This window comes from Streptomyces sp. NPDC002787 (assembly GCF_053592095.1).
This window is the reverse complement of the sequence record NZ_JBSFVC010000002.1, coordinates 329724-344725: the sequence shown is the minus strand read 5'-3', so window position 1 is coordinate 344725 and position 15002 is coordinate 329724. Positions and strand designations below refer to the sequence as shown.

The following is a 15002-nucleotide window of genomic DNA, read 5'->3' as shown; positions in this document are numbered from 1 at the left end:
CGGACGGGGGCCCTTCGACCGTGGTGTGGCGAAGCGAAGCGATCAGTGGTGGCCGTGGCCGCTCGTGATCTCCTTGTACTCCTCGACGGACGGCTTGAGGATCTGGTTGTCCTCGCTGTAGTAGCCCTTGCTCAGCTTGGCGCGGAGCTTCTCGCGGCGCGTGACCTTGCGGGCGACACCGTTCTCGTCGACCGCCGGACCGATCTGCGCCGGCACGTACTGCTCGTGCGCCGTGAGCGTGTGCAGCTGCTCCTGGCTGAGCGGCTCGTGGACCTCGATGAACTCACCGTGCGGCAGGCGCTTGATGATGCCGGTCTCGCGACCGTGCAGGATCTTGTCCTTGTCCCGGCGCTGCAGGCCGAGGCAGATGCGCTTGGTGATGACGAACGCGACGACCGGGGCCACGAAGAACGCGATCCGGACGAACCAGGTGATGGCGTTGATCGACAGGTGGAAGTGGGTCGCCCAGAGGTCGTTTCCACCACCGATCAGCAGGACCATGTACCACGTGATCCACGCGACACCGAAGGCCGTACGGGTCGGGGCATTGCGCGGGCGGTCCAGGATGTGGTGCTCGCGCTTGTCGCCAGTGACCCAGGACTCGATGAACGGGTAGACCGCGATCGCGACCAGGACCAGCGGGAAGATCACCAGCGGGATGAACACACCCAGGACGAGCGTGTGACCCCAGAAGTTGATCTCCCAGCCGGGCATGACACGGATCAGCCCCTCGGAGAAGCCCATGTACCAGTCGGGCTGGGCGCCGGTCGACACCTGGTCCGGACGGTAGGGGCCCATGGTCCAGATCGGGTTGATCGTGGCGATCGCCGAGATGATCGCGATGACACCGAAGACCAGGAAGAAGAAGCCGCCGGCCTTCGCCATGTACACCGGCAGCAGCGGCATGCCGACGACGTTGTTGTTCGTCTTGCCGGGGCCCGCGAACTGCGTGTGCTTGTGGTAGAAGACCAGGATCAGGTGCGCCACCACGAGGCCGAGCATGATGCCCGGCAGCAGCAGGACGTGGACGGAGTAGAAGCGGGCCACGAAGTCGCCGCCCGGGAACTCCCCGCCGAAGAGGAAGAACGACAGGTACGTGCCGACGATCGGCACGGACAGGACCGCGCCCTCCATGAAGCGGACACCGGTGCCGGAGAGCAGGTCGTCCGGGAGCGAGTAACCGGTGAAGCCGGTGAACATGCCGAGGACGAACAGCAGGAAGCCGAACAGCCAGTTGATCTCACGCGGCTTGCGGAACGCGCCGGTGAAGAACACGCGCATCATGTGCACGAACATGCCGGCGAGGAAGACCAACGCGGCCCAGTGGTGGATCTGCCGGATCAGCAGACCACCGCGCACCTCGAACGAGATGTGCATGGTCGAGTTGAACGCCTCGGACATCAGCTGGCCCTGCAGCGGGACGTACGGGCCGTGGTACTCCACCTCGTTCATCGAGGGGTGGAAGAACAACGTCAGGTACACACCCGTGAGGATGATGATGATGAAGCTGTAGAGGCAGATCTCACCCAGCATGAACGACCAGTGGTCGGGGAAGATCTTGCGCATGTTGGCCTTGGCCAGGGAGTAGATCCCCAGCCGGCCGTCGGCCCAGTCGGCGACGCGCTCGCCGGCCGGTGCCTTCCCGCGCTTGTCGCGCGCGTCTGTGGTGGTCGTAGTGCTCATCCGCGCTCCCAGAAGGCAGGACCGACGGGCTCTTCGAAGTCACTCACGGCTTCGAGGTAGCCGTCTTCGCCGACGGTGATCCTCAGCTGCGGCAGGGCGTGACCCGCGGGGCCGAAGATGACCCGGCCGCCGTCGGCGAGGTCGAAGGTGGACTGGTGGCAGGGGCAGAGCACGTGGTGCGTCTGCTGCTCGTACAGGGAGATCGGGCAACCCACGTGGGTGCAGATCTTCGAGAACGCCACGATGCCCTCGTGGGACCACTCCAGCTCGCGCTTGTCCTTGATGTCGTCCGGCTGGATCCGGACGATCATCAGGGCGTCCTTGGCGATGTTCTTCTGGAAGTCGTGGTCGTGCTCGTCCAGGCCGTCCGGCATGGCGAAGGTCAGCGACCCCACCGCGACGTCCGCGGGACGCAGCGGCTCCATGGTGTTCATGTTGACGAGCTTCTTGCCCTTGGCCCACGTGGTGTGCCGCAGCTTGGTGCCGGGCAGCGGACCGAGGTCGCGCAGCAGGACGACGCCGGAGAGCGGGAACAGGGCCAGCGCGCCGAACATCGTGTTGCGGATGAGCTTGCGACGGCCGAGCGCGGACTCCTTGGCGCCCTGCCTGAAGTCGGCCATGACCTTGGCCTTGACCTCGGGGGCCGCCTCGATCGGGTGCCGCTCGTCCGCGACCTCCACGTCCGACATCAGGGTGCGGGCCCAGTGGACCGCGCCCGCGCCGATGCAGAACAGGGCCAGACCGAGGGTGCAGCCCAGCGCGAGGTTCAGCGCGCTGATGTGCCCGATCGGCCAGACGTAGATCGCCTTGTCCACGGGGATCGCCACGTAGGCGGCGATGAACGCGACCGTGGACAGCATCGACACCGTGAACAGCAGGGCGACCGTGCGCTCGGACCGCTTGGCGGCCCGCTCGTCGATGTCCTGGATGCGGTGCTCGTGGGGCGGGAGGCCGGGGTCCGCGAAGGGGTTCTTCTCGTCCGCGACCTTCACCGCACCGTGCGGGTCGTCCTGCTCAGTGGGCAGGTTCTCTTCTGGAATGTCTTGGCTACTCATGACTTCTTGGCCTTTGCGGTCCGAGCGGCGACCCACACGGCGACGGCGATCAGCGAGCCGAGACCGAAGACCCAGCCGAACAGGCCCTCACTGACCGGACCGAGTCCGCCGAGGCTGAGGCCACCGGGCTCCACGGTGTCGTCGCTGTTGACCGCTTCGAGGTACGCGATGATGTCCTTCTTGTTCTCCTCCGACAGCGTGGTGTCGGGGAAGGACGGCATGTTCTGCGGGCCGGTCTGCATGGCCTCGTAGATGTGCTTCGGGTCGACACCCTCAAGGCTCGGCGCGTACTTGCCCTCGGACAGCGCACCGCCCTTGCCGGTGAAGTTGTGGCACTGAGCACAGTTGGTACGGAACAGCTCGCCGCCCTCGGCGATGTCCGCGCCCTCGGGGTTGTACGCGTTCTCGGTCGGGACCTCCGGACCGGCGCCCAGGGAGGCGACGAACGCCGCGAGCTGGTCGATCTGGGCCTGCGAGTAGACGACCGGCTTCTTGGGGACCTGCGCGCCCGGCTGCTGGGCCGGCATACGGCCGGTGCCGACCTGGAAGTCCACGGCCGCCGCGCCCACACCCACCAGGCTGGGGCCGTCGGTGGTGCCCTGACCGCCGGTGCCGTGGCAGCTGGCGCAGCCCACGGCGTAGAGCTTCTTGCCCTCCTCGATGGTGAGGGTCTGCGCGGTTTCATCGGCCTGCGCCTTTTCCGCGGGGGCGAAGGCGGTGTACAGCCCCGCGCAGGCCGCCAGCGCGATGAGTAGGACGACGACCGCCGCCAGCGGATGGCGTCGTCGTGCGGAGAGCTTTTTCACGGATTACCCCGGTGTCAGGATCTTCTGCGTCGGTGCTTCTGGAAGGGTCGTTCTCGGTTCGAGGCGGGCGCATGGTCCGCCCGGCCCGGCCGCCCGATTACTTGATCATGTAGATCGTGGCGAAGAGGCCGATCCAGACGACATCGACGAAGTGCCAGTAGTAGGACACGACGATGGCCGCGGTCGCCTGCTCGTGGGTGAACCTCTTGGCCGCGTAGGTGCGCCCGAGGACCAGCAGGAAGGCGATGAGGCCGCCCGTCACGTGCAGGCCGTGGAAGCCGGTGGTCAGGTAGAACACCGAGCCGTACGGGTCGGACGAGAGCGAGAGGCCCTCGTGCTTGACCAGCTCGGTGTACTCGAAGACCTGGCCGCCGATGAAGATCGCACCCATCACGAACGTGACGATGAACCACATCCGGAGCTTCTTCACGTCACCGCGCTCGGCGGCGAAGACGCCGAGCTGGCAGGTGAGGGAGGAGAGCACCAGGATCGTGGTGTTGGTCGCCGAGAACGGGAAGTTCAGGGTGTCGGCCTTCTCCGACCAGAACTCCGGACCGGTCACCGATCGCAGGGTGAAGTACATCGCGAAGAGGGCCGCGAAGAACATCAGCTCGGAACTCAGCCAGATGATGGTTCCGACGCTGGTGAGGTTCGGCCGGTTGACCGACGGGTGCGCGTGCCCGGTATCTACTGTCGTTGCTGTCGCCACGCCCGACATTATGTCGGTCGCTTATCCCGCCCTCACTCCGGGGGTGCCGTTCGGAGTGTTGCTCCCTTCGGTACCGGTGCTGACGTGGTGTTCAAGGGAGTAGCATCCGCGCATCGGGCCTGTCCTTAAGACGCTGACGTCACGGAGGAACAATGCAGCCGACCGCCACGGTGCTGGTCTACAGCGACGACTCCAACACCCGCGAACAAGTTCGGTTGGCGACGGGGCGCCGTCCGGCACCGGATGTTCCTCAGGTGGAGTTCGTGGAGTGCGCGACCCCCGCCGCCGTCATCAAGGAGCTGGACAAGGGCGGGATCGATGTCTGTGTGCTGGACGGTGAGGCCGTGCCGATGGGGGGCATGGGGGTCTGCCGGCAGATCAAGGACGAGATCTTCGAGTGTCCGCCGGCGCTGGTGCTGATCGGGCGGCCGCAGGACGCGTGGCTGGCGACGTGGAGCCGGGCGGACGCGGCGGTGACCCTGCCGGTGGAGCCGGTGGAGTTCGCGGCGGCGCTGGCGTCGTTGCTCCGCAAGAGGCAGGCACTGAGCGCCTAGTAGCTCGAGAGGCTCCGACGGAAGGCGAGTGCGGGTGGATTGTGCTTGATCGCGCAGTTCCCCGCGCCCCTTCCGGGCGCCCGTCCCCTCACACCGACTCCGGTCTCAGGCGGGCCTGTACCTGGGGGCCGGGTACTTCCTCGGTGCCGCCGACCAGGGCGCTGCCCTCGCGCCACTGCTTCCAGTCGAGGTTCCAGTCGCCGAAGCCGTTGCCGAAGGGGGCCATGGTGTCGCCGGCGGAGTTTACGACCTGGACGATGTCGCCCTCGTTGATGGTGTCGTAGAACCACTGGGCGTTGCCGGTGCTCATGCCGGTGCAGCCGTGGCTGACGTTGGCGTATCCCTGGGAGCCGGTGGACCAGGGGGCGGCGTGGACGTACTCACCGCTGTTGGTGACCCGTACGGAGTGGTGGACGGTCAGGTCGTAGAAGTCGGACGCGCCTATGCTGGCGCTGGTCATGCGAACGGTACCTTCCTTGGCCAGTACGACCTTGACACCGTTGCGGGTGTCGTAGCCGGGCATCCCCGTGGTCACCGGGATCTCCTTGATGACCTGGTCGTTCTTGTAGACGGTCATGCGGTGCGCCGCGGCGTCCGTGATGGCGACGATCTTGTCGCCGGTGGTCAGTTCGAGGGCCGCGGCCTTTCCGCCCCAGAGACGGTCGCCTATCTTGAGGCCCTCCAGGTTGCTGCGGAGCCTGATGGTGGCGTTCGCGGGCCAGTAGTCCTTGGGGCGGTAGTGGAGCTTCTTGTCGTCCACCCAGTGCCAGGTGCCCTCCACGGCGGGGGTCGAGTCCACCTTGAGGGCGCGTTCGACGACGGCCCGGGCCGCCTTGTCCTTGACCGGTCTGCTGAGCTCGGCGGTGACGGGCTGGCCGACGCCGTACTTTCCCGGCTCGGGGCCGAAGGTGACGTCGAGGCGCTTCTTGGTGAGGGGGCGGCCGGTGTCGAAGGCGAGGCTCTCGCGGCCGGGGGCGCCGTCCTCGTCCTCGGTGCTCACACGGACCGTGTAGCGGGCGTTGGCGGCGAGCGGTGAGGTGGAGTGCCAGCGGGTGCCGTCGGCGGAGAGTTCGCCCGCCACGTACCGTCCTGCGGCGTCCACGGCGGTGACGTCGGTGATGCGTCCGCCCTCGTGGGCGGTGACTTCCAGGGGCTTGTCCGGGTCGGCCTTCTCGCCGTCGCCGGTGGGGGTGTTGAAGGAGATCTGGTCGGCCGCGTCGTAGGGCTTTCCCGAGAGCGGGTGGCCGCCGGAACCGCAGGCGGTGACGCCCGCTCCCAGGGAGACCACCAGCAGGGCGCAGCTGACGACCGTGCGGTTTCGCGGTGAGGTGCTCATGGGTTCAACGTAGGAACGGACGTCGAGCGCGGCGCGCCGGGTGACCCGAGTGAGGTACGTCCGGCGTGGCAAAAGGGGGAAGCCCGGACCTCCTGTCGGAGTGTCCGGGCTTCCGTGCGCTCTGCGTGTGTTACCGGCGCGTGTTACTGGTTCTGGTTCTCGCCGCGGTAGTACTCGAAGACCCAGCCCCACAGACCGATCAGGATGACCGGGGCCGAGAAGTACAGCAGCCACCAGCCGAAGACGACGCCCATGAAGGCGAGCGCTCCGCCCACGCCGAGAGCGAGGGGCTGCCAGCTGTGCGGGCTGAAGAAGCCCAGCTCACCGGCGTCGTCCGCGACGTCGGCCTCTTTGTCGTCCTGCGCGCCGACGTCGACCCGCCGGGCCGTGAAGGCCAGGTAGTAGCCGACCATGATGCACAGGCCGAAGGCCAGGAACAGCGCCGTGGTTCCGGCCGGCTCCTTCGACCAGTAGCCGTAGACGATCGCCATGGCGAGCACGAAGACGCTCAGCCAGATGAACATCTTGCCTTGGACCTTCACTTGCCGGCCTCCTTGCCGCTGGCAGCGAGCTCGCCTGCCGCCGGGCCGCCGTGCGCGAGCTGTTCGAGCGCGGCGATCTCCGGGTGGTGCAGGTCGAACGCCGGGGATTCACTGCGGATCCGCGGCAGGGTGAGGAAGTTGTGCCGCGGCGGCGGGCAGGAGGTCGCCCACTCCAGCGAGCGGCCGTAGCCCCACGGGTCGTCGACCTCGACGGGCTTGCCGTACTTGGCGGTCTTCCACACGTTGTAGAGGAACGGCAGGATCGACAGACCGAGCACGAACGAGGCGATCGTGGAGATCGTGTTCAGCGCGGTGAAGCCGTCGGCGGCGAGGTAGTCCGCGTACCGGCGCGGCATGCCCTCGGCGCCCAGCCAGTGCTGGACGAGGAACGTGCCGTGGAAGCCGATGAACAGCGTCCAGAAGGTGATCTTGCCGAGGCGCTCGTCCAGCATCTTGCCCGTCATCTTCGGCCACCAGAAGTGGAAGCCGGAGAACATCGCGAAGACGACGGTGCCGAAGACCACGTAGTGGAAGTGCGCCACCACGAAGTACGAGTCGGAGACGTGGAAGTCCATCGGGGGCGAGGCCAGGATGACACCGGTCAGACCACCGAAGGTGAAGGTGATCAGGAAGCCGGTCGCCCAGAGCATCGGGGTCTCGAAGGACAGCGAGCCCTTCCACATCGTTCCGATCCAGTTGAAGAACTTCACGCCGGTCGGTACGGCGATGAGGAACGTCATGAAGGAGAAGAACGGGAGGAGCACGCCACCGGTGACGTACATGTGGTGCGCCCACACCGTGACCGAGAGGCCGGCGATCGCGATGGTCGCGCCGATCAGGCCCATGTAGCCGAACATCGGCTTACGGGAGAAGACCGGGATGACCTCGGAGATGATGCCGAAGAACGGCAGGGCGATGATGTACACCTCTGGATGGCCGAAGAACCAGAAGAGGTGTTGCCAGAGCAACGCGCCGCCGTTGGCCGCGTCGAAGACGTGGGCACCGAACTTGCGGTCCGCCTCCAGGGCGAACAGCGCGGCCGCGAGGACCGGGAAGGCGAGCAGGACCAGGACACCGGTCAGCAGCACGTTCCAGGTGAAGATCGGCATGCGGAACATCGTCATGCCGGGTGCGCGCATGCAGATGATCGTGGTGATGAAGTTGACCGAGCCGAGGATCGTGCCGAAGCCGGAGAAGGCCAGACCCATGATCCACATGTCGGCGCCGACGCCTGGGCTGCGGACGGCGTCCGACAGCGGGGAGTAGGCGAACCAGCCGAAGTCGGCCGCGCCCTGTGGGGTGAGGAAGCCACCGACCGCGATCAGCGAGCCGAAGAGGTACAGCCAGTAGGCGAACATGTTCAGCCGCGGGAACGCCACGTCGGGCGCGCCGATCTGCAGCGGCATGATCCAGTTCGCGAAACCGGCGAACAGCGGCGTCGCGAACATCAGCAGCATGATCGTGCCGTGCATCGTGAACGCCTGGTTGAACTGCTCGTTCGACATGATCTGCGTACCCGGGCGGGCGAGCTCGGCGCGCATGAAGAGCGCCATGACGCCGCCGATGCAGAAGAACGCGAACGACGTGACCAGGTACAGCGTGCCGATCGTCTTGTGGTCGGTGGTCGTCAGCCACTTGACGATCACCTCGCCACGCCGCTGGCGCCGGACCGGCAGCTCGTCCTCGTAGTGGGACCCCGCTGCCTCGGCACCCTGAGGTTCGTTGAGGATGCTCACAGTTGGTTCGTCTCCCGGTTCTTCTCGTGGCTCGTCTGCTCAATGCCGGCCGGGACGTAACCGGTCTGCCCCTTCTCCACGAGCGACTTGAGGTGCTCCTCGTAGCGCTCCTGGGAGACGACCTTCACGTTGAAGAGCATCCGAGAGTGGTCCACGCCGCACAGTTCGGCGCACTTGCCCAGGAAGGTGCCCTCCTGGTTGGGGGTCACCTGGAAGGCGTTGGTGTGGCCCGGGATGACGTCCTGCTTCATCAGGAACGGCACCACCCAGAAGGAGTGGATGACGTCACGCGAGGTGAGGACGAAGCGGACCGTCTTGCCCTCGGGGAGCCAGAGGGTCGGGCCGGGGTTGCCGGTCTGCGGGTTCTTGTCGCCAGGAATGCCGCAGGTGTAGACGCCGCCGGCGTTCGCCGGGAAGTCCTTCTTGTACCGGTCCGGGATCGCGGCCAGGTTCTTGTCGGTGGCCGCGTCGCCGGTGGAGCCTTCGACGTTCTCGATGTAGTTGAAGCACCAGCTCCACTGGAAGCCGACCACGTTGACCGTGAGGTCGGGCTTCTTCGACGTGTCGAGGAGCTTCGACTCGTCGCGGGCGGTGAAGTAGAAGAGCACCGAGACGATGATCAGCGGGACGACCGTGTACAGCGCCTCGATGGGCATGTTGTACCGGGTCTGTGGGGGAACTTCGACCTTGGTGCGGCTGCGCCGGTGGAAGAAAGCGCTCCACAGGATAAGGCCCCAGACCAGTACGCCCGTGGCGAGCGCGGCGGCCCACGAGCCCTGCCACAGGGAGAGGATCCGCGGAGCCTCTTCCGTGGTCGGGGTGGGCATACCAAGGCGGGGGAAGTCCTTGTATGTGCAACCGGTGGCGGTCGCCAGGACCAGGCCCGCAGTCAGTGCCTGCAGCAGCTTCCGCCGCATCGGGCGCCGCGGCATGGGGGTACCACCCGCGCTCTTGAGGCAGCGGGGGAGGTCGGAGCCGTTGGGACTCACGTAGCGCCTTCCCGAGAGTCTCGCCCGCGCGGTATGGCTGCGGCCTTCTCGCTGGTCGGTCGCCGCCCTGCGTCGGGCAGGGGTTTGGATGTTTATGCGGACCAAACCCTACTGGACGCGATTTGGGGTCGCGCGGGGAGGGGGTCCCAACTCGCCGGGGGCCACTTGTAGCGGCTATTCGGGTGTACCGGGGGCGCCTGATAGCTCGGAAGTTCGGGTGATTTGGCGGGTGCGCGCGCGTTGTGGTTGTTCGCGCCCACGCGGCGGAGCCGCACAAGGTCAGAGCCTCGCGCCCCTTTTCGGCCGGTCCCAGGCTTTAGCGTGGAGCTGTGGCGTACTTCGACTCTGCTTCCTCCGCTCCTCTTCATCCCGTTGCCCGGCAGGCGCTGGTGGCCGCGCTGGACGAGGGATGGGCCGATCCTGCTCGTCTCTACCGGGAAGGGCGGCGGGCCCGGTTGCTGCTGGACGCGGCTCGGGAGGCCGCCGCCGAGGCCGTGGGGTGCCGGGCGGACGAGCTGGTCTTCGCGTCGTCCGGGACGCGGGCCGTGCACTCCGGGATCGCCGGTGTGCTGGCGGGGCGGCGGCGGGTGGGACGCCACCTGATCGTGTCGGCCGTCGAACACTCTTCGGTACTGCACGCGGCGGAGGTGCACGAGGCCGAGGGCGGGACGGTCACCCAGGTGGCGGTGGGTCGTACGGGCTCGGTCGCCGCCTCCTCCTACGCCGAGGCCCTGCGCCCCGACACCGCGCTCGCCTGTCTGCAGTCGGCCAACCACGAGGTGGGGACGGCGCAGCCGGTGGCCGAGGTGGCGGAGGTGTGCCAGGCGGCCGGGGTGCCGCTGCTGGTGGACGCTGCGCAGTCGCTGGCGTGGGGACGGGTGAGCGGGGACTGGTCGGTGTTGACCGGCAGTGCCCATAAATGGGGCGGTCCGTCCGGGGTCGGACTGCTCGTCGTACGCAAGGGCGTCCGGTTCGCGGCGCAAGGGCCCGCCGACGAGCGGGAGTCGGGGCGGGCCGCCGGCTTCGAGAACATCCCGGCGATCGTGGCGGCCGCCGCCTCGCTGCGGGCCGTGCGGGCGGAGGCGGACGCGGAGGCCGTACGGCTGCGGGAGTTGACGGAGCGGATCCGGGCCCGGGTGCCGTCGCTGGTGCCGGACGTGGAGGTGGTGGGCGACCCCGAGCACCGGCTGCCGGGGGTCGTCACCTTCTCCTGTCTCTATGTCGACGGGGAGACACTGCTGCACGAGTTGGACCGCGAGGGCTTCTCCGTCTCCTCGGGCTCCTCCTGCACGAGCAGCACGTTGACGCCCAGCCATGTGCTGCGGGCCATGGGGGTGCTGAGCGAGGGGAATGTGCGCGTGTCGCTGCCGCCGGGCGCCCTGGAGGAGGACGTCGAGCGGTTCCTGTCCGTACTGCCGGACGCCGTCGCGGCGGTACGGGAGAAGCTGGGCGCCCCGGTGACCACCGTTGTGGCGGCCGTCCGAGAGGCCACCCTCATCGTGGACGCCCTCGGCAAGCGCTGCCCGATCCCCGTCATCGAGCTGGCGAAGGTGATCGGGGACGCGCCGGTGGGCGGCACGATCCGCGTCCTCTCCGACGACGAGGCGGCCCGCCTGGACATCCCGGCGTGGTGCGAGATGCGGGGCCAGGAGTACGTGGGCGAGGAGCCGGCGGAGCGGGGTTCGGCGTATGTGGTGCGCCGGGTGAGCTGATCGCATACGAGTCCCCGCGCCGCGGAGGAGGCCGCAGGCCTCCAAGGGGCGCGGGGAACTGCGCGACCAGCCACATCGCACCCGCAGCCGACAACGCACCGACCCCGGCAACCCATGGGTCGCCGGGGCCCGCCTCAGCTCAGGTGCTTCTTCACCTCGGCCGCCGCCTCGTCCCCGTACGCCTTGGTGAACCGGTCCATGAAGTGCGCCCGCCGCAGCTGGTACTCCTGCGTCCCCACCGTCTCGATGACCAGCGTGGCGAGCATGCAGCCGACCTGGGCGGCCCGCTCCAGCGAGACGCCCCACGCCAGCCCCGAGAGGAACCCCGCACGGAACGCGTCGCCGACACCCGTGGGATCGGCCTTGCGCTCCTCCTCGGGGCAGCCGACCTCGATGGGGTCCTCACCGGCCCGTTCGACGCGGACGCCGCGCGCGCCGAGGGTGGTCACCCGGTGGCCGACCTTCCCGAGGATCTCCTCGTCGGACCAGCCGGTCTTGGACTCGATGAGGCCCTTCTCGTACTCGTTGGAGAAGAGGTACGTGGCGCCGTCCAGCAGTATCCGGATCTCGTCGCCGTCCATGCGGGCGATCTGCTGGGAGAAGTCCGCGGCGAAGGGGATGCCCCGGGAGCGGCACTCCTCGGTGTGGCGGAGCATCCCCTCGGGGTCGTCCGCGCCGATGAGGACGAGGTCGAGGCCGCCGACGCGGTCGGCGACGGTCTTCAGCTCGATGAGGCGGGCCTCACTCATCGCGCCGGTGTAGAAGGAGCCGATCTGGTTGTGGTCGGCGTCCGTGGTGCACACGAAGCGGGCCGTGTGCAGGGTCTCGGAGATGCGCACGGAGGCGGTGTCCACCCCGTGCCGGTCGAGCCACGCGCGGTACTCGTCGAAGTCGGAGCCCGCCGCGCCGACCAGGATCGGGCGCGTGCCGAGCTGTCCCATGCCGAACGCGATGTTCGCGCCGACACCGCCCCGGCGGACGTCGAGCTGGTCGACGAGGAAGGAGAGGGAGACCGTATGCAGTTGGTCCGCGACGAGTTGGTCGGCGAAGCGGCCCGGGAAGGTCATCAGATGGTCGGTGGCGATGGAGCCGGAGACTGCGATACGCACGGCGAGGACACGCTCCTGCGAAGGGAGAGGGGATTGACAGTTCACGCTACCGGGTCGTCCACGTGCTCTGAAGCAGGCAAAACTACCCGATAGTAGGTCTTTCTTCGTGGGGTTCGCGATGCATACGGTGCGGTCATGACGAACCCCAAGATCCACGGCACCGTCCCGTTCGACCCGGAGGGCGACCTCGCGGCGCTGCGCGGCGACTGCGCCCGGATGGCTCCGCACTGGGCGGCCCCCGCGAAGGTCATTACGGCTCCGGTGTCTCCTTCGCTCATTCACGGGGTGACGGTGCCGGCGACGTCCGCCCGGCTCGTGGACGCGATGTCGGAATACGGCGGCTGAGGGAACCGTCGGCTCCTCCGCCGCGTCCCATCGCTGTCCCCTGTATAGGGGATGCGGTGTACGACCAGCCGAAGGAGCGATGCGGTGAACTCCGAGCGACCCGACAACCCCGAGACCCCGGACGAGGGCCCCGAGCCCGACGCCACCGAGGAGCTCAGGGCTGCCGGGGATGACGTCACCGGGGCCGACGAGGCCGATGATGCCGCCGACCGGGCCGATGAGCCCACGGCCGCGGCGGAGAGTGACGTGGATGAGGGGGCCGGCTCCGGCGACGAGGACGAGGGCGCGCGGGCTGCCGCCGACGGCGCCGCGGACGAACGTACCGTAGCCGCCGATGGCGGTGGTGGCGACGACGACGAAGTCGGTCACCTCGTGGAAGTCCGCACCGCGGAGCGGCCGCGCCGACCGCGTTCCCGGGTGGCCGTGGCCGCGGTGGCCGCCGCGGTGCTGCTGGTCGGAGGCGGCGGGGCGCTCCTCGCCGCCACCGCCTCCGGTGGGTCCGGCGGCGGCTCCGGCGCACCCGGCGGTGACGGCACTCCCCCGCCGCTCGCCCTCGACGGCTACACCGGCGGCGGTTCGAACGGCATTGCTCCCGGTGAGCCGAACCCCGGCGGGGTGACCTATCGCGCGGGCGGTGAGCTGCCCGACGGCCCCGGCTCGGCCGCCGTGTACCCGGTCAGGGGCGAGGTGACGGCCGCCGAGGTGGCGCGGCTCGCGAAGGCGCTCGGTGTGGAGGGCAAGCCGACGGCCGAGGGCGAGGCCTGGCGGGTGGGGAACGCCGGGGACGGGTCGGGACCGGCGCTCCAGGTCAACAGGCAGTCGCCGGGGACATGGACGTTCAGCCGGTTCACGCCGGGCACCGACAACTGCCAGAAGGTCGACGTCTGCTCCGGCGGCGCGGCCGAGGGCGGCGACCCGGTGAGCGAGGCGGCGGCCGAGAAGGCGGCGGCCCCGGTGCTCAAGGCCGTCGGCCAGGACGACGCCAAGCTCGACGCCACCCAGCTCATGGGCGCCGTACGGGTGGTGAACGCCGATCCCGAGGTCGGCGGTCTGCCGACGTACGGCTGGACGACCGGCATCCAGATCGGCGCCGACGGCCAGGTGGCCGGCGGCAGCGGCAACCTGAAGTCGCCGGTGAAGAGCGACACGTACGCCGTGGTCGACGCGGAGCGGGCGCTGGAGCTGCTGAACGGCTCCGGTCAGGGTGCCGGCACCGCGCGCGGGGGGGTCGGCGGCTGCACCGGTCCCGTACCGCTGGAGGGCGAGAACGAGCCGGCCGGCGAGAGCGGGACGGTCGGAGCGGACCCGACGACGCCGTGCGAGCGGATGTCCACGCCGCCGAAGCCGGAGCCGGTCACCGTCGGGAACGCGGTGTTCGGGCTCGCCTCGCACCACGTGGACGGCCGGCCGGCGCTGGTGCCGTCCTGGCTGTTCGAGGTGCGGCCGGCGGGGGCCGGGGACCCGTACACGGTGACGCATCCGGCGATCGACCCGAAGTACCTGACCTCCCCCGAGGCCCGGTCGGAGCCGACCGAGGAGCCCGGCGGCCCGGGTGACACGCCGTCCACCGGTCCGTCCTCGCGCGATGTGCGGGTGGAGGGCTACACGGTCGACGGCGACGAGCTGACCGTGACCTTCTGGGGCGGGGTGTGCAGCGACTACACGGCCTCGGTGAGCGAGGAGTCGGGTGAGGTGAAGGTCACCGTGACCGACACGCCGTGGGAGGACAAGGTCTGCATCCTGATCGCCAAGGCGGTGGAGCGGACGGTGCGGCTGGACGAGCCGCTGGGCGACCGGAAGGTGGTCGGGTCGGACGGCGAGGCGATCCCGGAGGGCGGGATCGCGGAGCTGCAGCCGCGGTAGGCACCGCCGCGACAGGCCGGCGGACGGCCCCGCGGCAGGCGAGCAGACGTACGAAGGCGGCGTCCCCGTCGGAGGGGGACGCCGCCTTCGTCGTGTCTGTCACCCGTGCGCGAACCGCTGCCGCGCGGGCCGCGACTCAGCTGAAGGAGTCGCCGCAGGCGCAGGAGCCCGTCGCGTTCGGGTTGTCGATGGTGAAGCCCTGCTTCTCGATGGTGTCGACGAAGTCGATGGAGGCACCGCCCAGGTAGGGAGCGCTCATGCGGTCGGTGACGACCTTGACCCCGTCGAAGTCCTTGACGACGTCGCCGTCGAGGGACCGCTCGTCGAAGAAGAGCTGGTAGCGCAGGCCGGAGCAGCCGCCGGGCTGAACGGCGACGCGCAGCGCCAGATCGTCACGGCCTTCCTGGTCGAGCAGGGCCTTGACCTTCGCCGCGGCGGCGTCGGACAGGATGATGCCGTCGGTGACGGTGGTGGACTCGTCCGATACGGACATCTACATCTCTCCCGGGTTGTACGGAGACTGCTTGCCGACGAGTGCAACCGCCGGAGCCCCGGATTCATTC

At 68.7% G+C, this 15002-nt stretch carries 14 protein-coding genes; 4 read left to right on the top strand and 10 right to left on the bottom strand.

Annotation, left to right across the window (positions count from 1 at the left end; translation table 11 throughout):
* Window positions 1-42: 42 nt before the first annotated feature.
* The 4 genes from qcrB to ctaE form a co-directional block, all read right to left on the bottom strand.
* Complete coding sequence (qcrB, locus tag ACWD26_RS03630) at window positions 43-1683, bottom strand: cytochrome bc1 complex cytochrome b subunit (RefSeq protein ID WP_451265808.1); 1641 nt, start codon at window positions 1681-1683, stop codon at window positions 43-45.
* Window positions 1680-2738, bottom strand: coding sequence for a cytochrome bc1 complex Rieske iron-sulfur subunit (qcrA, locus tag ACWD26_RS03625; RefSeq protein ID WP_451265806.1), 1059 nt, complete (start codon window positions 2736-2738; stop codon window positions 1680-1682). Before qcrA ends, qcrB begins: the two co-directional genes overlap by 4 nt.
* Window positions 2735-3544 (bottom strand): cytochrome bc1 complex diheme cytochrome c subunit, encoded by an 810-nt coding sequence (gene qcrC, locus ACWD26_RS03620; protein ID WP_451265804.1) that lies wholly within the window; start codon window positions 3542-3544, stop codon window positions 2735-2737. The genes qcrA and qcrC overlap by 4 nt, the downstream gene beginning before the upstream one ends.
* Before the next feature lie 97 nt (window positions 3545-3641).
* Window positions 3642-4262, bottom strand: a complete 621-nt coding sequence (gene ctaE / locus ACWD26_RS03615; protein WP_451265802.1) for an aa3-type cytochrome oxidase subunit III — start codon at window positions 4260-4262, stop codon at window positions 3642-3644.
* A gap of 143 nt (window positions 4263-4405) precedes the next feature.
* Between ctaE and ACWD26_RS03610 the strand changes: the two genes are divergently transcribed.
* On the top strand, window positions 4406-4807 hold the full coding sequence (locus ACWD26_RS03610) for a hypothetical protein (RefSeq protein ID WP_451265800.1): 402 nt from the start codon (window positions 4406-4408) through the stop codon (window positions 4805-4807).
* 88 nt (window positions 4808-4895) lie between these two features.
* Here the strand turns inward: ACWD26_RS03610 and ACWD26_RS03605 are convergent, their stop codons facing one another.
* From ACWD26_RS03605 to ctaC, 4 genes are all read right to left on the bottom strand, one after another.
* Complete coding sequence (locus tag ACWD26_RS03605; RefSeq protein ID WP_451265798.1) at window positions 4896-6143, bottom strand: Ig-like domain-containing protein; 1248 nt, start codon at window positions 6141-6143, stop codon at window positions 4896-4898.
* A gap of 143 nt (window positions 6144-6286) precedes the next feature.
* A complete protein-coding gene (locus tag ACWD26_RS03600) occupies window positions 6287-6685 on the bottom strand; it encodes a cytochrome c oxidase subunit 4 (RefSeq protein WP_451265797.1) in 399 nt (132 codons plus the stop codon).
* A complete protein-coding gene (gene ctaD, locus ACWD26_RS03595) occupies window positions 6682-8421 on the bottom strand; it encodes an aa3-type cytochrome oxidase subunit I (protein WP_451265795.1) in 1740 nt (579 codons plus the stop codon). Before ctaD ends, ACWD26_RS03600 begins: the two co-directional genes overlap by 4 nt.
* Window positions 8418-9410, bottom strand: a complete 993-nt coding sequence (gene ctaC / locus ACWD26_RS03590) for an aa3-type cytochrome oxidase subunit II (RefSeq protein ID WP_451265793.1) — start codon at window positions 9408-9410, stop codon at window positions 8418-8420. The genes ctaD and ctaC overlap by 4 nt, the downstream gene beginning before the upstream one ends.
* A gap of 329 nt (window positions 9411-9739) precedes the next feature.
* On the opposite strand from ctaC, the gene ACWD26_RS03585 reads away from it, so the two are divergent.
* Entirely contained in the window at window positions 9740-11122 is a 1383-nt protein-coding gene (locus ACWD26_RS03585; protein WP_451265791.1) for an aminotransferase class V-fold PLP-dependent enzyme, read from the top strand.
* Between the two features lie 134 nt (window positions 11123-11256).
* Here ACWD26_RS03585 and ACWD26_RS03580 read toward each other — a convergent pair whose 3' ends face one another.
* Window positions 11257-12231, bottom strand: coding sequence for a carbohydrate kinase family protein (locus tag ACWD26_RS03580; RefSeq protein ID WP_451265789.1), 975 nt, complete (start codon window positions 12229-12231; stop codon window positions 11257-11259).
* Between the two features lie 135 nt (window positions 12232-12366).
* Between ACWD26_RS03580 and ACWD26_RS03575 the strand changes: the two genes are divergently transcribed.
* Window positions 12367-12576 (top strand): hypothetical protein, encoded by a 210-nt coding sequence (locus ACWD26_RS03575; RefSeq protein WP_451265788.1) that lies wholly within the window; start codon window positions 12367-12369, stop codon window positions 12574-12576.
* Between the two features lie 84 nt (window positions 12577-12660).
* Window positions 12661-14439 carry a hypothetical protein gene (locus tag ACWD26_RS03570; RefSeq protein WP_451265786.1) on the top strand — a complete coding sequence of 593 codons (1779 nt, stop codon included), beginning with the start codon at window positions 12661-12663 and terminating at the stop codon, window positions 14437-14439.
* A gap of 136 nt (window positions 14440-14575) precedes the next feature.
* Here the strand turns inward: ACWD26_RS03570 and ACWD26_RS03565 are convergent, their stop codons facing one another.
* Window positions 14576-14932 (bottom strand): HesB/IscA family protein, encoded by a 357-nt coding sequence (locus tag ACWD26_RS03565; protein WP_451265784.1) that lies wholly within the window; start codon window positions 14930-14932, stop codon window positions 14576-14578.
* Window positions 14933-15002 lie beyond the last annotated feature (70 nt).

Excerpts from the sequence above, each read along its gene's own strand:
- qcrB (WP_451265808.1), bottom strand. The coding sequence starts at position 1,683 with ATGAGCACTACGACCACCACAGACGCGCGCGACAAGCGCGGGAAGGCA.
- qcrA (WP_451265806.1), bottom strand. The coding sequence starts at position 2,738 with ATGAGTAGCCAAGACATTCCAGAAGAGAACCTGCCCACTGAGCAGGAC.
- ctaE (WP_451265802.1), bottom strand. The coding sequence starts at position 4,262 with ATGTCGGGCGTGGCGACAGCAACGACAGTAGATACCGGGCACGCGCAC.
- ACWD26_RS03610 (WP_451265800.1), top strand. The coding sequence starts at position 4,406 with ATGCAGCCGACCGCCACGGTGCTGGTCTACAGCGACGACTCCAACACC.
- ACWD26_RS03605 (WP_451265798.1), bottom strand. The coding sequence starts at position 6,143 with ATGAGCACCTCACCGCGAAACCGCACGGTCGTCAGCTGCGCCCTGCTG.
- ACWD26_RS03575 (WP_451265788.1), top strand. The coding sequence starts at position 12,367 with ATGACGAACCCCAAGATCCACGGCACCGTCCCGTTCGACCCGGAGGGC.
- ACWD26_RS03565 (WP_451265784.1), bottom strand. The coding sequence starts at position 14,932 with ATGTCCGTATCGGACGAGTCCACCACCGTCACCGACGGCATCATCCTG.